Origin of the sequence: Erythrobacter sp. R86502 (assembly GCF_042466465.1) — a bacterium.
Taxonomy (GTDB): Bacteria; Pseudomonadota; Alphaproteobacteria; order Sphingomonadales; family Sphingomonadaceae; genus Erythrobacter.
The window spans coordinates 2,947,618-2,969,044 of record NZ_JAXHCJ010000001.1 but is presented as its reverse complement, the minus strand read 5'-3'; the positions used below and the strand labels follow the sequence as shown (position 1 = coordinate 2,969,044).

Here is a 21,427-nt window from a genome sequence, read left to right as displayed (position 1 = left end):
CATCTGACCCGCATGGCCGAACCCGAAAAAGTGACCCCGATCAAACTGCAAGCCGCCGAAGCCGACGCGGTGGCACGCAAGCTGCCCTACAATCTGGACGCCGAAGCAGCGTTTCTGGGCGCCGTGCTGATCGACAACCGCGTGCTGGAAGAATTGCAGGTGCCGATTCGCGCCGACCACTTCTTCGAAGGCCTGCATCAGCGCATCTACACCCGTGTTCTGGCGCTTTTGGAACGCAACGCCACAGCCTCGCCTGTGACGCTGCGCCCCTATTTCGAGGCGGACGAGGCGTTGAAGGAACTGGGCGGCACCAGCTATCTGGCGCAGCTCACCGCCAGCGGCGCAGGCCTGCTAGCTCCGCGCGAACTGGCGCAACAGATCTACGACCTGGCCTTGCTGCGCGAATTGGTAAGCGTGGGGCGCGGGCTGGTTGAAGGCGCGCTCGACACATCCGAAGACACCTCCCCGCTCGACCGTATCGCGCAGGCCGAAGCCGATCTGTTCCGCGTGGCCGAAGGCGCAGCGACGGGGCGCGAAGCTGCCACTTTCCGCGAAGCCGCGATGCACGCGATCAAGCTGGCCGAAGCTGCAATGAATTCGGGCGGCGGACTTTCAGGCAAGACCACGGGCCTCGACACGATCGACCAGAAGACATCGGGCCTGCACAATTCCGATCTTATCATTCTTGCCGGTCGCCCCGGTATGGGCAAGACCTCGCTCGCCACCAACATCGCCTTCAACTGCGCCGAAAAGCATCTCGAATGGCAGCGCGACGGGGGCGAATTCAATTATGGCGCGCCGGTGGCCTTCTTCAGCCTCGAAATGAGTGCGGATCAGCTCGCCACGCGTATCCTTGCCGAACAGGCTGAAATTTCCTCCGAGGCGCTGCGCAGCGGCAAGCTGACGCGCGAGGATTTCCAGAAGCTGTCCTATGCCAGCCAGCGCCTTGCCGAATTGCCGCTGTATATCGACGATACGCCAGCGCTGACCATCGGCAGCCTTCGCACCCGCGCCCGGCGAATGAAGCGGCGGCACGATATCGGTCTGATCATCGTCGATTATCTTCAGCTGCTTCAGGGATCGGGCCGCGCCAACGACAACCGCGTGAACGAAATCTCCGAAATCAGTCGCGGGTTGAAGACGCTGGCCAAGGAATTGCAGGTTCCGGTGATCGCGCTGTCGCAGCTGTCGCGTGCGGTGGAAAGCCGCGAAGACAAGCGGCCGATGCTGTCCGATCTGCGCGAATCCGGCTCGATCGAACAAGACGCCGACATGGTGTGGTTCATCTTCCGCGGCGATTACTATCACCTGCTGGTGAAGCCCGACACCCCGGACGCCAGCAGCACCCCCGATGTGCAGGAAAAATACCGCCTGTGGGAAGAAAAGTTTGAAGGTCTGGTGGGCCGCGCCACGCTGATCGTGGCAAAACAGCGTCACGGTTCAACCGGCAACGTGCCGCTGCACTTCCAGAGCGACATCACCAAGTTCACCTCGCCCAACTTCAAGGACTATTCCGACTGGGGTCAGGAATAGGGCGCCGGCTCAAACCTGTTGGCCTGCGTCAGCGCAAGTTAAACCCAGATCCGTCTCATGATCGGTCGTAGTGCGACAACATAGGCCGCAATTTTCCTGCACACGGCACATAAATGATTGCTGGATTGTAACTGCTTCTAACAATCTTCGACAAGCTGCCCCTGACAGAATTTTACGGGTAGATAGCTACGTCAGATCGGGGGTTGTGCGGCAGATACGTCCCCGTCCGTCTTGCGCCATTTAAGCAGCAGCCATGGCACACGGTCGGGTGCAAACTGCGTCCGGCTTTTCCGATCGAAATAGGGCGGCATATGGTCGCCGACGAAAAGGATGTCGGTGGGCGGAAAGTCGGCTGCGGTGATTTCGCGGACCATGGCAGCATCAATCGAATCCCATATCGCAATCTGGCGACAAATGAACGGATGTTCGTTTGCCAGCCGGGGCGACAGTCGTGCGCAATCCTCTGTGCGCAGATTGTTCTTTTCGGGCACAGGCAGATGGCTGTTGACCGTCAGCCAGTAGACAAACTGCGGCTTGTTGGCGGCCTTCAGGTGCGCTGCAAGCTGGCGCGGAACATCGCGGTCGCAAACGCCGGGAAACACCCCGCCGCAGGTTTCCGCGCCGCCCTGCAGCAGGTCATTGCGGAAGAACTGCTTGTCGAAACCGGTATTGGGATACCATTGTTCGCGGTCGAAAAAGTGTCCGCTAAAACTGTGATAAGCTGTCGTCTCATATCCCTGCCGTGATAGCTGTGCGGGCAGGCAGGTGGTGTCCCGGCGCGTCACCAGTTCATCATAATCGCCCCACCGACCGCACAATTCGCGGATTTCGCCCGACGTGGTGGAGCCGAAAAAGGTCGTCGTGCCGTGGCTTATGGCAAAGCGCGAACGTACCGCGCTGTCCTTGTACCGCGCAAAGATCAGCCGCTGCATTTCGCGGTTCGACACGGGCGCACCCAGCGACTCCACCATCACGATCAGCAAGTGCCGCCTGTCTTCGCTGGCGCCTGCGACCAAATCGGTTTGAGATACGGCAGACGAAAACACCGCATCGGCGCTATGGACCCGTTTGTAATGACCACGCGCGCCCTGCGACACGGCGACATCAAACAACATGACCACCGCCACGCAAATCGCGGCGATGGCGATAGCCCGCCAGTCATCCAGCTTTGCCGGGCGACGCAACAGCCACACGGCGGTGACCACAATCCCGGTCAGTCCAGCCCCGATCGCGACATATTCGGCCGAATTGAGTGCGTTCAATTCGCTCATGAATACTATCGAACGGCTCAGCGCAAATATCGAAAGGTTGAATAGCGAACCGACCGACAGGATCACGGCATAGGCCAGTGCAGCGATGAAGGTGAGGCAGCGCACCCACCAAGGTTGATTGCGCACCAGCAGCCCCGCCGCGCCAAATACGAAGATCGACATGACCCGCGGCGGTCCGCCTATCGCATACAGCAGGCTGAAACCGATATTGGCCAGCAGCACCCAGACCAGAAGCCAGTTTATCAGCGCTGCGCGTGTAGTAGGTGCGATGGGCCGGGACGGGAATCGGATCGGAAGGGCATGCTGCACGGTCGCTTGGCTCCTGGTCCCCAGCGCCCGGACGCGCTGCGTGCTTGGGGCCAAACGACCCGGTGCGCAGACGCGGGGACAATCCCGCCTCTGTTGCCAAAGCCATTAACCAAACAAGGTTAGGATGCGGTTAAATTGCCGCTGCTGCAGCCATAAGGGCTTACTGCGCGCTCACTCGACTGATGCGATAGTCGGCCAATGACATCCAATAGGCCAATCGCCACCGCATCCGATTGAAGAACGTGCTTTCACGTTTGTACCGTTCACGTGTGATCGGCACGCTGGATGCTTCCATGTGGTCGATCAGTTCACGCAGCTTTGCTGCAAGACCGGCATCCTCGATCCGCACCATCAGCTCCACATTGATGCGGAACGACCGCTTGTCCATGTTGGCGCTGCCCACATAGCTTGCATCATCGACCACCATCAGTTTCATGTGCAGCTTGCACACACCGAATTCGGCAATCTTGACCCCGGCTTTCAGCAACTTGCCATAAAGCAGCCGGGCCATGTCGATGGCGGCCGAAATATCGGATTTGCCTGCAAGAACCAGACGCGCATTCCCCCTGCGGCCCACCTTTCGGATCAGCCGGCGATAGCTGCGCGGGGGTGAAAAATAGGCAGAAACGGCATCAAAGCGCTGCGCCTTCATCAGATCCTGTTTGAGCACCCACGCCCAATGGCCGCGCCGCACCAGCGGGCCGCCGACCAGCAGGCGCACCGGCCCCTCCCCGCCTTCCCAATCCTTTACGATGTCACGCAGACGCCTCAGCTTTTTGCGGCGCCCCAATTCCTCATTAGCAACCCAGTCTGACAAAAGGCCGAACCACGCACTGAACTGCTCAACCACAGGGCCGTCGATCCGAACCGAAAGATCACACCAGCCATTGTCGGCGGGGATGGCGAAATAGTGGTCGGACACATTGGCCCCGCCAGTCATCACCCGCTTTTCATCCACGATCACGAATTTCTGATGATTGCGCACCAGATACCGCCGCGTGAGACGGCGTGAGAAGATCGCGAAGCTGCCACCTGCGTCGACCAACGGATCGAAGAACTCGCTGCCCGCGTCATTGCCGAAATCGTCAATGATCAACGCCACCTTGACCCCGCGCTGCGCTGCCGCGACCAAGGCGTCACGCACCATCGTGCCAGCGGTATCGCTATCGAACAGGTAATAGAACACCTTAAGTTCGGTTTTGGCACTGTCGATCACCTCGACCAGCGCCTTCAGCCGATCCCGCCCGTGGGGGTAGAATTCAAATTCGTGCCCCGCTGCCGAAATCGTGAACGGCTCCAGATCACAATAATCAGGTGCGTCCGAGTTGGAATCGGCAGCTGAGGCGAAGATTTGATCGTGGGCCATGCGCAGCACCATAGCGCCAAGGCAGCGTCATGTAACAATCCAAAAAGCACGCGGGCGCCGATTTGTCTGACCAGGCCAGCATCGGGAAACGGGGTGATGCGCGTGGTAGCCGGGTCACGTCGGCGGCCGATCACGCGTTGCCTTTCTTGACTTCCCATGCCCTTGCGCCTACCTGCGCGCTTTCGTTCCCGTCCTGATTCTGACAAAAGGCTGCCCATGGCACGCGTTACCGTTGAAGATTGCGTTGACAAGGTTTCCAACCGGTTTGACCTCGTCCTGCTTGCCGCCCAGCGCGCGCGCGAGATTTCCGGTGGGAGCGAGCTGACCATTGATCGCGACCGCGACAAGAACCCGGTCGTTGCCCTTCGCGAAATCGCTGAAGAAACCGTGGGCCCGCGGGCGCTGCATGAATCGCTGGTGACCAGCTTGCAGAAGATCCTTCCCGATGATGAAGACGAAGCCGATGAAATCGGCTCGCTCAGCCAGTCGGCCGAAGCGTTGCGGATCACCGCGTCAGCGCCTGCCCGCACCACGTCGCTTGGCGGTGATTACGACGGGTAAGCGTTTCGTAGCAATATCTTGCCTTCATCAAGGGGCGGGTCAGGCCGGGATATTCCGGGTCTGACCCGCCCCTTGATCGTTTCAGCCCTGCAATTGACTGGTTCATGACCTGCCCCAGCGGATGCTTGCCATCGGGAGGCAGCGCGCTATCCCGTGTGGTGTAACGCAAGGGTCACAAAAAGGGTTGCACGGACGTATGGCATCGATTGCGGTCTACAGCGTCAAAGGCGGGGTCGGAAAGACTACGCTTGCGGTCAACCTTGCATGGTGCGCCGCCAGCATTTCGCGGCGCAAGACGCTGCTGTGGGATCTTGATGCGGCCAATGGTTCAGGCTTCCTGCTGGGTATCGATCCGAAGAAGAAACGCAGCGCTGACAGCATGTTCGCCGACGGGAGCGATCCTGAAAGGCTGATACAGCCCACCGCCTATACCGGGCTTGACCTGTTGCCTGCCGACGAAAGCATCCGCGCGATCGACCGGCAGCTTGACCGTATCGGCAAGAAGAAAAGGCTGGCCAAGCTTACCGCCCATCTGGGGAAGAATTATGATCGGATCATTTTCGACTGCCCGCCGGTTCTGAATGAACTCAGCGCGCAGATCATCCGTGCTGCGAATCTGGTGATTGTGCCGCTTCCGCCCTCGCCCCTGTCGGCGCGAGCATTCGACGTGGTGGTCGATGAGGTCCGCGGCAGCGGCAAGGGGCATCCCCCCATTCTGCCAGTGCTCAACATGCTGGATTTGCGCCGGACGTTGCACCGGCAAGCGCGCGAAGCCAACCCCACGTGGCCCGCCATCCCGCTTGCCAGCGCGGTCGAACAATGCGCGGTGGAACGCCGACCCGTTGGCGCGTTTGCCCCGCGTTCACCAGCCTCGCGCGCGATTGCGCAACTGTGGACCGCAATTGAGCGCAAGCTGTCGACCTAAATCGCCTTTCGTGATGGCAAAGAATGCGCCAATAGCGCAGCGGTTCGGCTTCACAGAGGCGCGCAGCATGAGCGGTATTGGCGAAGGGATCGGCACGGCAATAGAAGGCGGGTTGCTTGGCCGCGCAATAGAGCCCCAAACAGGACGCGGCGACGCTGATCGCGACAGCGCGGCATCCTGCGCCAATTGCGCCGCGACATTTCTGGGACATTACTGTCCGGAATGTGGTCAAAAAGCGCATATTCATCGCAGTCTTGCCGCGATCGGCCATGACATCGTGCACGGGGTGCTGCACCTTGACGGCAAGCTGTGGGACACACTGCCGCTGCTGACCTTCAAGCCGGGCGATCTGACCCGCCGCTATGTTGCCGGCGAGCGGGCGAAATTCGTCAGCCCGATGGCGATGTTCCTGTTCACCGTGTTTGCGATGTTCGCGGTGTTCCAGATGGTCGGCATTTCGGCCCCGGCTGATTTCGGCAGCAGGTTCACCGATGGATCATCGGCCTTCCAGACCAGTATCCAGCAGCAAATCACCACACTTGAACAAGAGCGCGACCGCCTTCCGAAAACCGATGCGCGCAGGGAATCGGTCGACGGCGAACTGACCGTCCTTCGCCGCATACTAACCAACACTGGCAAACCGGAAACCGTCCGGTTTTCGTCAACCGGTATCAGGTTTCTCGACGATGGCATCATCGCCAAATGGCAGCAGAACCCCAGCCTGATGCTCTACAAATTGCAATCGAACGGGTACAAGTTCAGCTGGCTGCTGATCCCTTTGTCGGTGCCTTTCCTTTGGCTGATGTTCGCATGGCGCCGCCAGTTCAAAGCCTACGATCATGCGGTATTCGTCACCTATTCGCTCAGCTTCATGTCCTTGCTGTTCATAGCCATGTCGATCATCGGCACGGTTCCTGGCGGCACCATGTGGGCTGGGCTGTTATTTTCTGTGGCAGCCCCCCTACATCTCTATAAGCAATTGCGGCATGCTTACGGCCTGACCCGCTTTTCCGCACTGTGGCGATTTTGCGTACTCCTGTTCTGCACGCAATTCGTGTCGCTTCTGTTTCTTCTGATTTTGGGAATTCTGGGCGCGTTTTAAGGTTGAGGGGGGCGATCTTCGGGCAAGAAGCAAGCCCTACCAAGATGATAAACGCGCCACCCCAATTGCGAGGATCGCGATGCTGGGCGAAATCATCGGGCTTGAACCGTGCAAGCGCCGCGCCGTGAACCCCGCTGCCGGTGGTCGGACCAGTGCCAAGCATCGCAGATGCGCGATAAAACCTGCGTTCACCGCAGCTCAGCGTGAAAGGGGCGTTCCAAAGCCCAGGCCTCGCCGGCTTGAGCCGCGGCGCTATTTTGCAACGCGCAGATTCTGCTTGAAGGTTCTCAGCAGTGGCGGCGCGCTTTCAGCCGTGCCCCGCCGCGATCGCCAGACTTTAAGCCCGCCAGCAAGCATCCGTGATATGACATCGGCGCCGGATCTACCGGCGCCGATGATCACTGCGTCCCAGAAACACGTATTGAAGGCTTTTGAACCGAGTTCGTTCTCGCCGCGAATCGCTGTAGTTCAGGCGCCCTGCGGAGCTTCGTCACTCTTGCCGCCAAAACGCTTGCCGGCCTTCGGGATCGCCGAACCGCGAACCTGTGTCGGTACGCTGGTGCCGCGAGGTGCGTCAGGCCGGTCGATCTTGCCATTTTCCAGCAATGCGTTGATCTCGTCACCCGTCAGCGTCTCGTATTCCAGCAAGGTCTGCGCCAGCAAATGCAGTTGCTGTTCGTTCGACTTGAGAATCTCCGTGGCACGTTGATGCGCGCCTTCAACGAGGGACTTGATCTCATTATCGATCAGTTCGTTGGTCGTGCTCGAACGGAAGGTGCGCTGTGCCGCGCCCGCACCGAGGTAGCCTTCGGACTGTTCTTCGTACTGCAACGGGCCAAGCTTTTCTGACATGCCCCATTGCGTCACCATGTTGCGAGCAAGGCTGGTGGCGTACTGGATATCGGACGATGCACCCGAACTGACCTTGTCATGACCGAAGATAATTTCCTCAGCCACACGGCCGCCCATGCTGACCGAAAGGTTCGCATGCATCTTGTCGCGATGGTATGAATAGCTGTCACGCTCCGGCAGACGCATCACCATGCCCAGTGCGCGGCCGCGCGGGATGATGGTAGCCTTGTGGATCGGATCGGAGGCAGGCTCATACACGGAAACGATCGCGTGACCCGCTTCGTGATAGGCGGTCATTTTCTTTTCGTCGTCGGTCATCACCATGCTGCGACGCTCTGCGCCCATCATGACCTTGTCCTTGGCGTCCTCGAACTCCTGCATCGCGACAAGGCGCTTGTTACGGCGCGCAGCAAGCAATGCAGCTTCGTTGACAAGATTAGCCAAATCCGCGCCCGAGAAGCCCGGGGTGCCGCGTGCGATCACACGCGGGTTCACGTCGGGCGCCAGCGGCACCTTCTTCATGTGCACGCCGAGGATCTTCTCGCGCCCGTCGATATCGGGGATCGGCACCACGACCTGACGGTCAAACCGGCCCGGACGCAGCAGCGCAGGGTCCAGCACGTCGGGGCGGTTGGTCGCCGCGATAATGATGATGCCTTCGTTGGCCTCAAATCCGTCCATTTCGACCAGAAGCTGGTTCAGCGTCTGTTCGCGCTCGTCATTCGAATTGCCAAGACCGTGCCCGCGCGAACGCCCGACCGCGTCAATTTCATCGATGAACACGATACAAGGCGCGTTCTTTTTGGCTTGTTCGAACATGTCACGCACGCGGCTTGCGCCGACGCCCACGAACATTTCAACGAAGTCCGAACCCGAGATGGTGAAGAACGGTACGCCCGCTTCACCCGCGATGGCGCGGGCGAGCAGGGTCTTGCCGGTGCCGGGCGAGCCGACCAGCAGCGCGCCCTTGGGGATCTGACCACCGAGCTTCGAGAAGCGTTGCGGATCGCGGAGGAATTCGACGATTTCCTGAAGCTCTTCACGGGCTTCATCGATGCCAGCGACATCGTTGAACGTCACCTTGCCCGACCGTTCGGTCAGCAGCTTGGCCTTGGACTTGCCAAAGCCCATCGCGCCGCCGTTGCCGCCCTTCTGGACCTGACGCAGCGCGAAGAAAGCGATCCCCAGGATCAGCAGGAATGGAAGCGAATTGAGAAGGATGAACAGCAGGACATTCTGTCCTTCGCGCTGTGTGCCGGTAAAGCGGACGCCGTTCTCTTCCATAAGATTGGTAATCTCGGCATCGTTGGGCACCGGGACGGTGGTGAACGCCTCACCATTCTTGAGCGTGCCTGTAATGAGTTCATCACCCATCTGCACATCCTGCACTTCCCCTTCAGCGACAGCTGCGCGGAAGTCGGAATAACGGATAGCGGCGCCAGTGTTCTGGCCCGCGTTGCTGAACATGGTGACCACGAGCAGCAGGGCGAGAAATATCCCGCCCCAGATCATCAGCTGCTTGACCCAGGGGTTGGGGCCTTCGCCTTGCGGCTGGGGATCGGTTGGCTGACTCATTGCAGGGGATTCCTTTCGTCACCGGGCAATGTAGGATGCATGCAGTGAATGGCAAGATAATGCGCCGCCTTGCAGGTGATGCTAATTTTCGAACAGCATCATGCGAATTATCGATCTTGCGGTCGCTGCACATGTGCTGATGCGCCATAAGCGGCAAGGAACATGTCAACTGCAGCGACAATACGCCGCTCGCGCTGCTCTGCAGTAACACTCGCTCCGAACCGTCGTTCGACATCCCCCATGCCCTTGCACAGCGACACGAATTGTTCGGCGGCCATTACCGGGTCGGGGATCATCAATTCGCCCGCCGCCATTTCCTGACATAGATATTCGGCAAATCCGTGCTTCATCCGCCAGGGCCCAGCCTCCAGGAACGCCTCCCCGATTGCGGGATCGGCTTCGGTTTCGGCAGCGATACGCCTTTCGAACTGGATCATTTCAGGACGAAAGAGGAAAGCCAGTATGCCTTGGCCGATTGCTAGCAAACGTTCGCGGATCGAACCGGGCACGGCATCATCAAGGGTGAAATGCCCGCGCATTTTTTCGCACTCGCGCCCTACGGCCGCAGCGAAGAGAGCGCGCTTGTCGCCAAAATGGTTATAGATCGTGACCTTCGACACGTTCGCATCTGCGGCGATCTGTTCGATGGCGGTGGCAGCGTACCCGTGATGAAAAAACTGGCGAGCAGCCGCTTCGATGATCGCCGTCCTTTTTGCCGCATCCAGCGGCCGCCCCGCCTTGCGACGAGCGGATTTATTTTCAGGTTCAGATGAACCGCAGATTGACAAAATGAACGACTCCGTTCAGTTAAACGATACCGTTCACAAATGCGCGGACAATTCGTTTTCCGCAACCCCGCTTCCCGATAAAGGTTCCTGCCAACGTGCTCTGGATCGCTATCAGAATGCTCACCGGGGATGCCCAGAAATTCTATGGGTTATTGTTCGGAATCGGCTTTTCCACGTTACTTATCACCCAGCAGATGACGATTTTCGTCAATCTCGTCGAACGTGGTGCCAGCGGCGTCTACAACGCGCCCGAGGCTGAAGTTTGGGTGATGGACCCCGTCAGCCGCACCACCGATGTAAGCTACGCGCTCCCCGGAACCGCGCTCGACAGGGTGCGATCAGTGCCTGGCGTCGAATGGGCTGTGCCGCATTTGCGCGCGCAGGCCAACGTGCGCACCTCCGACGGGGATCTGGAAGGCGTTGGTGTTATCGGGGTGGATGATGCCACACTGATTGGCCTACCCGAACGCATGGCCATCGGCGACAAGTCTGTGTTGTTTTCACCCGATAGCGTCGTGATTGACGATGTTGGCACCACACGTCTTTTCCCAGACGCGCAGAGCGCAATGGGATCGCGCCTGGAACTGAACGACCAGCGCGCCGTGATCCGCGGCATCTCCGATGCGATCCCCAGTTTTACGAGCACCGTGGTGCTCTACACACGCTATTCCAACGCGCTGAATTTCGTTCCCGGAACCCGCAACCGGCTGTCGTTCGTGCTGGTGGGGATCAGCAAGGGCGAAACGCCTGAAGCGGTGGCGGCCCGGATCGAGGCGGAGACAGGACTCAAGGCCGAAACGCGCAACGAATTCGCCAAAGCGGGCGTCGACTTCATCATCGAGAACACGGGCATTCCGACCAATTTTGGTATTACCGTGTTTCTCGGCTTTGTCGTCGGCATTGCAATTGTCGGCCTGACGTTCAGCCTGTTCCTGCGCGACAATATCAAGCAGTTCGGCGCGCTGAAGGCGATTGGGGTGACCAACGGCAAGATCGTCCAGATGGTCGGCGTGCAGGCGGGAATGGTGGGGATGATCGGCTATGCGCTGGGGGTGATCGGCACCGTCGCCTTCATCAAGGGCTTTAGCGGAAACCCGTTTTTCAAGGGCTTTTACATTCCTTGGCAGATCCCCTTGATAAGCCTTCTAGCCGTGGTGATCATCCTCGCCATAACCGGACTGATCGCGATCCGCAGTGTGCTGAAGACCGAACCTGCCTCGGTGTTCCGGTGAGCGAAGGAATGATCATGGACCTCGCGCCCCGCGAACAGGCCGTCCCCGAAGCCGCAATCCGTGCGCGCGGCATCACCCGCGATTTTGAGGCCGGACAAACCACTATTCGTGTCCTGCATGGCATCGACACCGACATTCGCTCTGGTGAGATGACATATGTGGTGGGTGAGAGCGGGTCGGGAAAGACGACGCTGATATCGATCATGTGCGGCATCCTTTGGCCGACCGAAGGTGAAGTGCATGTCTTCGGCACCGATATCTACAAGCTGTCTGACACCGAGCTGGTCAGGTTCCGGCTTCAGAACATCGGTTTCATCTTCCAGCAGTACAATCTCATCCCTTCGATCGATGTCGCCAGCAACGCCGCAGTGCCGCTGATTGCGCAGGGCATGCCGCGCGATAAAGCGCGCGAAAAGGCCAAGGTTTTGCTCGACAAGCTGAATATCGGCAATCAGGCCGACAAGCTGCCCCGCCAGTTGTCTGGCGGGCAGCAGCAACGTGTCGCGATCGCCCGCGCATTGGTGCACGAACCGCGACTGGTGGTGTGCGATGAACCGACCGCCGCGCTCGACGCCTCATCGGGGCGCCGCGTGATGGACCTGCTGCGCGAGGTCGCCGTCGCACCCGACCGCGCGTGTATCATCGTGACGCATGACAACCGGATCTTCGATCTCGCCGACCGTATCATCGTTCTGGAAGACGGGCGCATCACCCATGACGGCACGGACATGCCCGATGATCACTGATCCCGCCACCAACGTCCCCTTTTTCACTTTTTTGACCGCGCTGAGGACACCATGTTCCGCAATCTAAGCTTCGCTCGCCAGATCCTGCCGATTGCCGCGCTGATCGGCCTTGCCGTGGGTGCGTGGCTGGTCTTTGTCGGCCTGCCCAATCGCTCCACTGCCGAACCGGTCGAACAGCCGCCAAAAGCCGTGGGGCAGCTTGCAAGTGCGCCGCGCGTTGCAGGCGCTGGGATTGTCGAACCGGCGAGCGAAGTGATCGACATTGGATCGGCACTGTCAGGCCTTGTAACCGATGTTCGCGTGCGTCCGGGCGAACGCGTGGCAAAAGGTCAGGTGCTGTTTGTGGTCGATGGCCGTGCCGCTCGCGCTGCGCTTGATCAAGCCAATGCCGCCATCAACGAAGCACGCGCAGCAATTGCAGAGGCCAGCGCTGCGCAGAAAACTTCGCGTCAGCAACTCGCATTGTACCGCGATCTGTCCGACCCGGCTGCAGTAAGCCGTGCCGAAGTGATCCGCGCCGAAGGCGAAGAAGCCGCCGCCACCAGCCGCGCCGGCGTTGCGCGCGCCCGCCTGTCCGCGGCGCAATCCGCTGCGGCGGCAGCGCGCACCGAAATCGAGCGCTTGATCGTGCGCGCGCCCATTTCCGGCGAGATCCTTGCTGTCAACATCCGACCCGGAGAATATGTCGCGACGCAAGGTGGAGGCAACGCCCAGCCCTTCATCCAGATGGGTGAAACCAACCCGCTTCATGTCCGCGTGGACATTGACGAGAACGAAGTGGCGCGGGTTGCTTTGGGCGAGCCTGCTGTAATCAGCCCGCGGGGCGCAGCCGAGCTACACGTCAACGCGACCTTTGTCCGCGCTGAGCCTTTGGTGGTTCCCAAGCGGTCGCTGACCAACAGCGCTGCGGAACGTGTTGATGTGCGCGTGCTTCAGCTGATTTATGCCCTGCCGCCATCGGATGCGTTCCGGGTGGGCCAGCAGATCGATGCCTTCATCCCGGCACGGCCTGGCTCTTCGGGTGCAAGCCCGGCCAAGCAGGAGAATTGAGGCGATGCGCCGCTTTCCTGCCGTGATGGTTGCCGCATTGCTGCCGTTGACTCTAGCGGCCTGTATCGCCAACCCCGCGCCCGAAGTCGCGACTCCAACCCCGCAATTGCCCGGTGCGTTTTTCTTCCAGCCGCAAGCTGAAACACGATCAGATCTTGCCGCATTGATGCCCGTGGGCGATCCCGCCTGGCGCACCTTGTCCGAGGCAGCGCTGGCCAACGGGCCCAGCCTTGCCGAAGCGCTTGCCCGGATCGACAGCGCGCGCGCCGGCGCCCGCCGCGCGGGGGCAGAACGGCTGCCGAATATCGCAGCCGATGGCAATGTCACCCGCAATCGAATCAATCCCGCGCAATTCGGGCAAGCCGGTCAGCAAGGTATTATTCCCGCTGAACAGACTTCGTACGGAGCGAACATCGTTGCGAGCTGGGATCCGGACATTTTTGGCCGCCTTCAGGCGCAGGAACGCGCGGCCCTTGCTCGGATTGACGCCGCAAACGCCCAGGCACAGGGCGTGCGGATCAGCCTGCTTGCAGAAATTGCTGCCAGCATCACTGACTGGCGCGTGCTTGATGCCCGTGCCGCCGCGATCGACGCCGACGCCGCTGCTGCGCGCCAGCTTGCCGCGTTGGCCAAGGTGCGTGAAGACGCAGGCCTTGCGCCCGGGTTCGATCGGGTGCGCGCCGAGGCAACTGCCAGTTCGTCAGCCGTGCGCCTCGCCGCATTGGATAGCGAAAAGGCACGGTTGCTGGGGCGGTTGGTGGCGCTGACAGCGCAAGACGCTGCAAGCGTGAGGGCTGCGCTGGCAGAACCAGCACTGTCTTTCGAATTGTCCCCTGCGCCAGCGGCCCTGCCATCCGATCTGCTTGCAAACCGACCCGACGTGGCTGCCGCATCGGCATTGCTTGCAGCAAGCGATGCGGATCTTGCTGCCGCCGCGCGCGCACGGTTTCCACGGATCACGTTGAGCGGTGTACTCGGCCTGTTGGCCTTCGACCCTGAAGACCTGTTCGATGACGAATCGCTGGTGGGCACCTTGGCCGCTGGCATTGCAGGCCCATTGCTCGACTTTGGACGGGTAAGCGCTGGTATCGACGCGGCAGCCGCCGACAAGCGTGCCGCCTTTGCCGCATACCGCGGCGCGGTCTTTACAGCATTAGGTGATGCCGAAGCGGCTTACGGCGTGGTCGCAGCCGCTGACAACGAAGCGCGCCTGTCAGTTACTGAACGCGATCAACTGACCCGCGCTGCAAGCCTTGCGGAAACCCGGTATCGTGCGGGTCTGGCAAGTTTTCTTGAAGTGCTCGAAGCCCGGCGCGCTGCCGATGCGAGCGGTGAACGCGCCGCTGCGGCGCTGGGCCGGACGCAGCGCGCACGCATTGTGCTTTGGCAAGCACTCGGCGGTGAACCTGCGCGCAGCGATCCGCCCTTTGGTCAGACAAGCCCGTGAAACAGCATTAGCGAAGTATCAGCCCTTGCGCTGGAGCAAGGCTGTCCGTTCGCAGCGGCACACAATCTCGCCGCGCTGGTTCCACATTTCATGCCCGAATGTCACAATCCCGGCATCAGGCCGCGACTTGCTGGCGCGCAAATCCTTGATCTCACTTACCGCGTGTAGCGTATCGCCGATGAACACCGGGTTGGGCGTAACCACCTTATCGAACCCGAGATTGGCGACCAGCGTACCCAGCGTGGTTTCTCCTACCGAAAGCCCGACCAGCAGACTGAAAGTGAACGTGGAATTGACAAGGATCTGCCCGAATCCGCTCGCCCTGGCCGCCTCCACATCAAGATGCAGCGGCTGCGGATTGTGCGTCATGGTCGAAAACAGAAGATTGTCGGTTTCGGTCACGGTGCGGCGTATGGGGTGTTCGATCCGGTCGCCGACGGTCCATTCGTCGAAGAATTTGCCCGCCATCAACCGGCCTCCATCCAGCGCGCAACGACATCCGCGCCGTCATCCGCGCTCGAACGCACAATACCCGGCGTGCGGCTGAACCGCGGCGCGGGCGCGGTGTGCCAGATGCCGTCATGCTCCACATAGGCTTCGCGCGCTTTCATGTGCGGATGGTTTCGTGCGTCATCCATTGCGAGCACAGGTGCGAAGCACGCGTCTGAACCTTCGAGAAGCGCGCACCATTCGGATTGTGTTTTCGTTAGAAACATCGCTGCTAGCTTTTCGGTGTAATCGTCCCAGTTGGCAGGGTTCATCTGTCCCTTCGCCAGTTCCTCCGGTGCACCAGAACGTGCAAGCATTTCAGCATAGAACTGCGGCTCGATCGACCCAAGGGAGATCTCCTTGCCATCGGCACATGCAAAACAGCGATAGAAATGCGCCGCTCCCCCCAGCATGCCCTTGCCGCGTTCCGCGCTAAGGTGCGGCATGTGACGCATGCCGAAGAAAAAGCTCATCAAGCTGGTCGTCCCATCGACAATCGCGGCATCAACCACCTGCCCCTTGCCCGACCTTTCGCGTTCATAAAGCGCGGCCATGATCCCAAAGGCGCAATACATCGATCCGCCGCCGAAATCGCCGACAAGGTTCTGCGGCGGCGTTGCAGTCTCACCTTGCTTGCCGATCGCAGCCAGCGCGCCGGTGATGGCAATATAATTGATATCGTGCCCGGCCGCCTGCGCCAATGGGCCATCCTGCCCCCAGCCTGTTATCCGGGCGTAAACAAGACGTGGATTGGCGCTGTGCAATGCGTCGGGCCCCAGTCCCAGCCGCTCCATCACGCCGGGACGAAAACCTTCGATAAGCACGTCAGCTTTTTCCGCGGCGGCGCGAACCTGCGCCTTGCCGTCATCACTTTTGAGATCGACCGCCAAGCGATGACGCGCACGTTCCACCACCGGATTGCCAGGGGCAACGCCGGGTCGTTCGACCCGAACCACGTCTGCGCCCAGATCAGCCAACAGCATGGCAACATGCGGCCCCGGACCGATCCCGCTGAATTCAAGGACTCGCAGTCCGGCCAACGGCCCTGACGGATGGCTCATATCTCTCTCCCTTTGATGACAGCCTTAAGCGTCACGCCCGATCAAGAGCAAGCGTCCTAATTGCTCTGCACCCCCAAGGCCCACCATCATTGCACAAAGCCAAATTTGCTTGTCGTGCGCCATGCAGCGTGTAGCATTTCGCCCCATGCGCAGTCTGACCCATCTCGAGCGGCTCGAGGCCGAAAGTATCCAGATCTTCCGCGAAGTCATGGCTGAGGCGGAAAGCCCTGTCCTGCTCTATTCGGTGGGCAAGGATTCTGCTGTCATGCTGCACCTGGCACGCAAGGCTTTCTATCCTGCACCCCCTCCGTTTCCGCTGCTGCATGTGGATACCACATGGAAGTTCAAGGACATGTACGCTTTGCGCGAAAAGGCGGCGCGGGATGCTGGAATGCAGCTTTTGGTTCATCAGAACCCCGAAGCGATCGCGCGGGGCATAAATCCGTTCGAACACGGCCCGCTTCACACCGATATGTGGAAGACCGAAGGGCTGAAACAGGCGCTTGATCTTCACGGGTTTGACGTCGCTTTCGGCGGTGCGCGCCGCGACGAGGAAAAAAGCCGTGCGAAGGAGCGCATGTTCAGTTTCCGCACGGCAAGTCATGCTTGGGACCCCAAGAACCAGCGGCCTGAATTGTGGAGCCTTTACAATACCCGCAAGAAAAAGGGCGAGAGCATACGTGTCTTTCCCATCTCCAACTGGACCGAGCTCGACATCTGGCAGTATATCATGAATGAAGGCATCGAGATCGTCCCGCTCTACTTTGCGGCCGAACGACCGACTTTCGAATATGAAGGCGGCTTGTTCATGGCAGATGATCTTGCCCGATTGGAAGAAACGATGGGCTATCGCCCCGAAATCACGATGCGTTCGATCCGTTTCCGCACATTGGGCTGCTTCCCGCTGACCGGCGCTGTCGAAAGCACAGCCTCCACCTTGTCTGAGGTGGTGCAGGAAATGCTGCTGACCACCACCAGCGAACGCCAGGGTCGCGTGATCGACAAGGACGGCGGTGACGCCAGCATGGAGAAGAAGAAGCAGGAGGGGTATTTCTGATGGATACGCCCTCCTCCTTCCAAACCGATGCTCTCATTGCCGAAGATATCGACGCCTATCTCGAAGCGCACCAGAACAAAAGCCTGCTGCGCTTCATCACCTGCGGCAGCGTGGATGATGGCAAGTCGACCCTGATCGGGCGGCTGCTTTACGATTCCAAGATGATCTTTGAAGATCAGCTCGCCGCGCTGGAAAGCGACAGCAAGCGCCACGGCACGCAAGGACAGGAGATCGATTTCGCGCTGCTGGTCGATGGCCTCGCCGCCGAGCGCGAGCAGGGCATCACCATTGATGTCGCCTACCGCTTCTTCGCGACCGAAAAGCGTAAGTTCATCGTTGCCGACACGCCGGGTCACGAGCAGTACACCCGCAATATGGTGACCGGCGCGTCAACCGCCGATCTCGCCGTGATTTTGATCGACGCGCGCAAGGGCGTGCTGCAACAGACCCGGCGGCATTCGTACCTCGTCCACCTGCTTGGTATCCGCCACGTGGTGTTGGCGGTGAACAAGATGGACCTGATCGGATACGATCAGGCAACCTTCGATGCGATCGTGGCCGATTACCGCGCTTTTGCTTCCAGTATTGGAATTGATGACTTTACCGCCATTCCCATTTCGGGTTTCAAGGGCGACAACATCACCACCGCGCCATCGGACCACACCCCTTGGTATGCAGGGCCCGCGTTGATCGAACATCTCGAAACGGTCGAGATCGATACGCACACAGCGCAAGGCCTTGCCTTCCGAATGCCGGTTCAATGGGTCAATCGGCCCAATCTCGACTTTCGCGGGTTTGCAGGCCAGATCGCCAGCGGCACCGTGAAGCCCGGTGACGCCGTGCGGATTGTGCCTTCTGGCAAGACCAGCACTGTCAGAACCATCACGACCTTCGATGGCGATCTGAACGAAGCTGTCGCTGGACAATCGATCACGTTGACGCTGACTGATGAGGTCGATTGCAGCCGCGGCGATCTGATCGCAGCCGCGGGTGACCCGCCGCAAGCATCCGATCAGTTCTGCGCGACTTTCGTGTGGATGGACGAAGATGCGCTCAAGCCGGGTCGCGGCTATTGGTTGAAACTCGGCACACAAGTAGTGACCGCAACGGTTCAGCCGCCAAAATACGAAATAGATGTGAACAGCCTTGAGCATCTGGCGGCCAAAACGCTGGGACTGAACAGCATCGGCGTGGCGGAATTTGCGACAGACCGGCCGATCGCCTTCGAACCCTATGCGACCAGCCGCGAGCTTGGCGGGTTCATCCTGATCGACAAGTTCACCAACGCCACCGTCGCTGCCGGTATGATCGAATTCAACCTGCGCCGCGCCGATAATGTGCATTGGCAACCGGTTGCGATCACGCGGGATGATCACGCGGGGATGAAGAACCAGACCCCGCGAGTGCTTTGGTTCACCGGTCTTTCTGGCAGCGGCAAATCGACCATCGCCAATGAGGTCGAAAAGCAGCTATTCCTGATGAACCGCCACACCTTCCTGCTTGATGGCGACAATGTGCGTCACGGCCTCAACCGCGACCTTGGCTTTACCGAGGCGGACCGGATCGAAAACATCCGCCGCGTGGGCGAGGTTGCCAAGCTGATGGTTGATGCAGGACTGATCGTGCTTACTGCGTTCATCAGCCCCTTTCGCGCCGAGCGCGAGATGGTGCGCCAGATGCTGCCGGAAGGCGAGTTCATCGAGATCTTCGTAGACACGCCGCTGGAAGTCGCCGAAGGGCGCGATGTAAAGGGGCTCTACAAGAAGGCACGCGCCGGCGAACTCAAGAATTTCACCGGGATCGACAGCCCCTATGAAGAACCCGCGAGCCCGGAGATCCGTGTCAACACCGTGGACATGACCCCGACAGAGGCGGCACGTTACATCATCCAGAAAATTCTGCCGCTAAAATGAGCGCGGCCGATCTGAGCGACGCAGCGCTGGCTGGGCAGCTGGCCGAAGCGGCTGGCCGCCTGTTGCTCGAAGTGCGAGCGAGCGGGATGTTCGATGGCAAGGCGCTGGGCGCAGCCGGGGATGCCACCGCCAACCAGTTCCTGTGCCACGCGATCCGCGCCATGCGGCCCGATGATGGCCTGCTTTCCGAAGAGGAAAAGGACAGTGCCGCGCGCCTGGACAAGGACCGGGTCTGGATTATTGATCCCGTGGATGGCACCCGCGAATATGGAGAGGCGCGGGCCGACTGGGCGGTGCATGTTGCTCTCGCGGTACAAGGTGTCGCCGAGGTTGGTGCTGTTGCCCTGCCGGGGCGTGATGGCGGCGTGGTGTTGCGCAGCGATGCTCCACGCGCCCTTGCCCCGCTGGCCGGGCGCCCGCGCTTTCTGGTGAGCCGCACCCGCCCGGCCCGAGAAGCGGAGGCGGTTGCGGCGGCGCTGGGCGGCGAGCTCGTGCCGATGGGCAGCGCCGGGGCCAAGGCGATGGCGGTGGTGCGCGGCGAGGCGGAGATCTATCTCCACTCCGGTGGACAATATGAATGGGACAGCTGCGCCCCCGTCGCCGTGGCGGCCGCGCATGGGTTGCACTGTTCGCGCATTGACGGGAGCCCGCTGGTCTACAATCAGGCCGACACCTACATGCCCGACCTGCTGATCTGCCGTCCCGAATGGGCCGAACGGGTACTGGCCGAAGTAGCCCGCTTGTAAGAGCTAGGCGACGCCCCGCCCCACGCTGACATAGGTGAAGCCAGCGGCAGCCATGTCATCGGGCTTGTAGATATTGCGCAGGTCAACCAGCACGGGCGCTTTGGCGAGCTCTTTCACGCGCCGGAAATCCAAGGCGCGAAAGGCGTCCCACTCGGTGACGATCACGACTACGTCCGCGCCTGCGATTGCGTCGTAGGCGTTGTCGCACATCGTAACGCCGGGCAGCAGCGGGCGCGCCTGTTCCATGCCTTCGGGATCATAGGCGGCCACTGCAACGCCCGCATCCATCAGCGTCTGCGCCACCGCAATCGCCGGGCTGTCGCGCATGTCGTCGGTGTTGGGCTTGAAGGTTAGGCCGAGCAGCGCCGCCTTCTTGCCGCGCGCCTGTTCGAAGCCGCCCAGCGCATCGACGACCTTGCGGCCCATCGCGCGCTTGCGGGTGTCGTTGGTCTTGACCACCGCTTCGACGATCCGCACCGGGCTGTCGTAATCCTCAGCGGTCTTGAGCAGCGCGAGCGTATCCTTGGGAAAGCACGATCCGCCATAGCCCGGCCCGGCATGCAGGAACTTCGATCCGATGCGGCCATCCATCCCGATTCCGCGGCTGACGTCCTGCACATTGGCGCCGACCTTCTCGCACAGATCCGCCATTTCGTTGATGAAGGTGATCTTGGTCGCGAGGAAGGCGTTGGCGGCGTATTTGATCAGCTCGCTGCTGCGGCGCGAGGTGAACAGGATCGGGCTTTCGTTGAGGAACAGCGGGCGATAGACCTCGCGCATCACCTCGCGGCCGAACGCGTCCTCGGCACCGATGACGATCCGGTCGGGGCGCTTGAAATCGCCGATCGCGGCGCCTTCGCGCAGGAATTCGGGGTTTGAGACGACGGCGGATTTGTGCTGCGTGCCGGTCTCGCGGATGATGCGTTCGACCTCGTCGCCGGTGCCAACGGGGACGGTCGACTTGGTGACGACCACCGCGTCATTGTTCAGCTTTTCACCCACTTCGCGCGCGACTTCGTAAACGAAGGTGAGATCCGCGTGGCCATCGCCGCGGCGGCTGGGCGTGCCCACCGCGATGAAGATCGCGTCAGCCCCGGCAATGCCTTCGCCCAGATCGGTGGTGAAGCTGAGGCGGCCCGCCTTCACATTGGTGTCGACCAGGGCATCGAGACCCGGCTCGTAGATCGGCATCACGCCTGCATGGAGCCGGTCGATCTTGCCCTGATCCTTGTCGATGCAGACCACGTCATGCCCGAAATCAGCAAAGCACGCCCCCGACACGAGCCCGACATAGCCCGAACCCACCATCGCAATCTTCATGAACCACTGCCCCTAACCGAAAAACCTGACGCCGAAATGACCCGCGCTTCTGACGCATTCGCAGCGTTTCGTGGATCACCCCCG

General features: G+C 60.5%; 18 protein-coding genes. 11 read left to right on the top strand and 7 right to left on the bottom strand.

The window, feature by feature from the left end:
• Positions 1 to 12 precede the first annotated feature (12 nt).
• A complete protein-coding gene (locus SJY33_RS14165) occupies positions 13 to 1,533 on the top strand; it encodes a replicative DNA helicase (protein ID WP_379923424.1) in 1,521 nt (506 codons plus the stop codon).
• Positions 1,534 to 1,724: 191 nt separating this feature from the next.
• On the opposite strand, the gene SJY33_RS14160 is transcribed toward SJY33_RS14165, so the two are convergent.
• Both SJY33_RS14160 and SJY33_RS14155 read right to left on the bottom strand, forming a co-directional pair.
• The gene (locus tag SJY33_RS14160; protein WP_379923423.1) at positions 1,725 to 3,113 is read right to left on the bottom strand and encodes a sulfatase-like hydrolase/transferase; all 1,389 of its coding nucleotides are present in this window, start codon (positions 3,111 to 3,113) and stop codon (positions 1,725 to 1,727) included.
• Between the two features lie 160 nt (positions 3,114 to 3,273).
• Positions 3,274 to 4,479: a phosphatidylserine/phosphatidylglycerophosphate/cardiolipin synthase family protein gene (locus SJY33_RS14155; protein WP_379923422.1), complete on the bottom strand. Its 1,206-nt coding sequence runs from the start codon at positions 4,477 to 4,479 to the stop codon at positions 3,274 to 3,276.
• Positions 4,480 to 4,695: 216 nt separating this feature from the next.
• Between SJY33_RS14155 and rpoZ the strand changes: the two genes are divergently transcribed.
• The 3 genes from rpoZ to SJY33_RS14140 all read left to right on the top strand — a co-directional run bounded on the left by rpoZ (position 4,696) and on the right by SJY33_RS14140 (position 7,067).
• On the top strand, positions 4,696 to 5,040 hold the full coding sequence (rpoZ, locus tag SJY33_RS14150) for a DNA-directed RNA polymerase subunit omega (protein WP_379923421.1): 345 nt from the start codon (positions 4,696 to 4,698) through the stop codon (positions 5,038 to 5,040).
• A gap of 196 nt (positions 5,041 to 5,236) precedes the next feature.
• Positions 5,237 to 5,965, top strand: coding sequence for a ParA family protein (locus SJY33_RS14145; protein WP_379923420.1), 729 nt, complete (start codon positions 5,237 to 5,239; stop codon positions 5,963 to 5,965).
• A 13-nt stretch (positions 5,966 to 5,978) separates the two neighbouring features.
• A complete protein-coding gene (locus SJY33_RS14140; protein ID WP_379923419.1) occupies positions 5,979 to 7,067 on the top strand; it encodes a DUF3667 domain-containing protein in 1,089 nt (362 codons plus the stop codon).
• 468 nt (positions 7,068 to 7,535) lie between these two features.
• Here SJY33_RS14140 and ftsH read toward each other — a convergent pair whose 3' ends face one another.
• Together ftsH and SJY33_RS14130 are read right to left on the bottom strand one after the other, a co-directional pair.
• Positions 7,536 to 9,494, bottom strand: coding sequence for an ATP-dependent zinc metalloprotease FtsH (gene ftsH / locus SJY33_RS14135; protein ID WP_379923418.1), 1,959 nt, complete (start codon positions 9,492 to 9,494; stop codon positions 7,536 to 7,538).
• A 107-nt stretch (positions 9,495 to 9,601) separates the two neighbouring features.
• Positions 9,602 to 10,282, bottom strand: a complete 681-nt coding sequence (locus SJY33_RS14130; protein ID WP_379923417.1) for a TetR/AcrR family transcriptional regulator — start codon at positions 10,280 to 10,282, stop codon at positions 9,602 to 9,604.
• A 95-nt stretch (positions 10,283 to 10,377) separates the two neighbouring features.
• Between SJY33_RS14130 and SJY33_RS14125 the strand changes: the two genes are divergently transcribed.
• The 4 genes from SJY33_RS14125 to SJY33_RS14110 are packed head-to-tail and all read left to right on the top strand — an operon-like array spanning position 10,378 to position 14,757.
• Positions 10,378 to 11,514: an ABC transporter permease gene (locus SJY33_RS14125; RefSeq protein WP_379923416.1), complete on the top strand. Its 1,137-nt coding sequence runs from the start codon at positions 10,378 to 10,380 to the stop codon at positions 11,512 to 11,514.
• 14 nt (positions 11,515 to 11,528) lie between these two features.
• On the top strand, positions 11,529 to 12,260 hold the full coding sequence (locus tag SJY33_RS14120; RefSeq protein WP_379923415.1) for an ABC transporter ATP-binding protein: 732 nt from the start codon (positions 11,529 to 11,531) through the stop codon (positions 12,258 to 12,260).
• 51 nt (positions 12,261 to 12,311) lie between these two features.
• The gene (locus SJY33_RS14115) at positions 12,312 to 13,310 is read left to right on the top strand and encodes an efflux RND transporter periplasmic adaptor subunit (protein WP_379923414.1); all 999 of its coding nucleotides are present in this window, start codon (positions 12,312 to 12,314) and stop codon (positions 13,308 to 13,310) included.
• 4 nt (positions 13,311 to 13,314) lie between these two features.
• On the top strand, positions 13,315 to 14,757 hold the full coding sequence (locus SJY33_RS14110; RefSeq protein WP_379923413.1) for an efflux transporter outer membrane subunit: 1,443 nt from the start codon (positions 13,315 to 13,317) through the stop codon (positions 14,755 to 14,757).
• Positions 14,758 to 14,775: 18 nt separating this feature from the next.
• Here SJY33_RS14110 and SJY33_RS14105 read toward each other — a convergent pair whose 3' ends face one another.
• Together SJY33_RS14105 and SJY33_RS14100 are read right to left on the bottom strand one after the other, a co-directional pair.
• Positions 14,776 to 15,225 carry a MaoC family dehydratase gene (locus SJY33_RS14105; protein WP_379923412.1) on the bottom strand — a complete coding sequence of 150 codons (450 nt, stop codon included), beginning with the start codon at positions 15,223 to 15,225 and terminating at the stop codon, positions 14,776 to 14,778.
• The gene (locus SJY33_RS14100; RefSeq protein ID WP_379923411.1) at positions 15,225 to 16,307 is read right to left on the bottom strand and encodes a CaiB/BaiF CoA transferase family protein; all 1,083 of its coding nucleotides are present in this window, start codon (positions 16,305 to 16,307) and stop codon (positions 15,225 to 15,227) included. The genes SJY33_RS14105 and SJY33_RS14100 overlap by 1 nt, the downstream gene beginning before the upstream one ends.
• 121 nt (positions 16,308 to 16,428) lie before the next feature.
• Here SJY33_RS14100 and cysD point away from each other — a divergent pair, with 121 nt between their 5' ends.
• From cysD to SJY33_RS14085, 3 genes are read left to right on the top strand one after another with little or no spacing between them, the layout of a single operon-like run.
• Positions 16,429 to 17,364: a sulfate adenylyltransferase subunit CysD gene (gene cysD, locus SJY33_RS14095; protein WP_379923410.1), complete on the top strand. Its 936-nt coding sequence runs from the start codon at positions 16,429 to 16,431 to the stop codon at positions 17,362 to 17,364.
• Positions 17,364 to 19,277, top strand: a complete 1,914-nt coding sequence (cysN, locus tag SJY33_RS14090; RefSeq protein ID WP_379923409.1) for a sulfate adenylyltransferase subunit CysN — start codon at positions 17,364 to 17,366, stop codon at positions 19,275 to 19,277. The genes cysD and cysN overlap by 1 nt, the downstream gene beginning before the upstream one ends.
• Complete coding sequence (locus SJY33_RS14085) at positions 19,274 to 20,023, top strand: 3'(2'),5'-bisphosphate nucleotidase CysQ (protein WP_379923408.1); 750 nt, start codon at positions 19,274 to 19,276, stop codon at positions 20,021 to 20,023. Before cysN ends, SJY33_RS14085 begins: the two co-directional genes overlap by 4 nt.
• A gap of 3 nt (positions 20,024 to 20,026) precedes the next feature.
• Here the strand turns inward: SJY33_RS14085 and SJY33_RS14080 are convergent, their stop codons facing one another.
• Positions 20,027 to 21,343, bottom strand: coding sequence for a UDP-glucose dehydrogenase family protein (locus SJY33_RS14080; RefSeq protein WP_379923407.1), 1,317 nt, complete (start codon positions 21,341 to 21,343; stop codon positions 20,027 to 20,029).
• Between the last annotated feature and the right edge of the window lie 84 nt (positions 21,344 to 21,427).

What these genes read in the sequence shown, in the direction of transcription:
- ftsH (WP_379923418.1), bottom strand. Translation starts at nt 9,494, where the DNA reads ATGAGTCAGCCAACCGATCCCCAGCCGCAAGGCGAAGGCCCCAACCCC.
- rpoZ (WP_379923421.1), top strand. Translation starts at nt 4,696, where the DNA reads ATGGCACGCGTTACCGTTGAAGATTGCGTTGACAAGGTTTCCAACCGG.
- SJY33_RS14155 (WP_379923422.1), bottom strand. Translation starts at nt 4,479, where the DNA reads ATGGCCCACGATCAAATCTTCGCCTCAGCTGCCGATTCCAACTCGGAC.
- cysN (WP_379923409.1), top strand. Translation starts at nt 17,364, where the DNA reads ATGGATACGCCCTCCTCCTTCCAAACCGATGCTCTCATTGCCGAAGAT.
- cysD (WP_379923410.1), top strand. Translation starts at nt 16,429, where the DNA reads ATGCAGCGTGTAGCATTTCGCCCCATGCGCAGTCTGACCCATCTCGAG.
- SJY33_RS14115 (WP_379923414.1), top strand. Translation starts at nt 12,312, where the DNA reads ATGTTCCGCAATCTAAGCTTCGCTCGCCAGATCCTGCCGATTGCCGCG.
- SJY33_RS14140 (WP_379923419.1), top strand. Translation starts at nt 5,979, where the DNA reads ATGGCAAAGAATGCGCCAATAGCGCAGCGGTTCGGCTTCACAGAGGCG.
- SJY33_RS14120 (WP_379923415.1), top strand. Translation starts at nt 11,529, where the DNA reads ATGGACCTCGCGCCCCGCGAACAGGCCGTCCCCGAAGCCGCAATCCGT.
- SJY33_RS14145 (WP_379923420.1), top strand. Translation starts at nt 5,237, where the DNA reads ATGGCATCGATTGCGGTCTACAGCGTCAAAGGCGGGGTCGGAAAGACT.
- SJY33_RS14165 (WP_379923424.1), top strand. Translation starts at nt 13, where the DNA reads ATGGCCGAACCCGAAAAAGTGACCCCGATCAAACTGCAAGCCGCCGAA.
- SJY33_RS14080 (WP_379923407.1), bottom strand. Translation starts at nt 21,343, where the DNA reads ATGAAGATTGCGATGGTGGGTTCGGGCTATGTCGGGCTCGTGTCGGGG.
- SJY33_RS14085 (WP_379923408.1), top strand. Translation starts at nt 19,274, where the DNA reads ATGAGCGCGGCCGATCTGAGCGACGCAGCGCTGGCTGGGCAGCTGGCC.
- SJY33_RS14100 (WP_379923411.1), bottom strand. Translation starts at nt 16,307, where the DNA reads ATGAGCCATCCGTCAGGGCCGTTGGCCGGACTGCGAGTCCTTGAATTC.
- SJY33_RS14110 (WP_379923413.1), top strand. Translation starts at nt 13,315, where the DNA reads ATGCGCCGCTTTCCTGCCGTGATGGTTGCCGCATTGCTGCCGTTGACT.
- SJY33_RS14105 (WP_379923412.1), bottom strand. Translation starts at nt 15,225, where the DNA reads ATGGCGGGCAAATTCTTCGACGAATGGACCGTCGGCGACCGGATCGAA.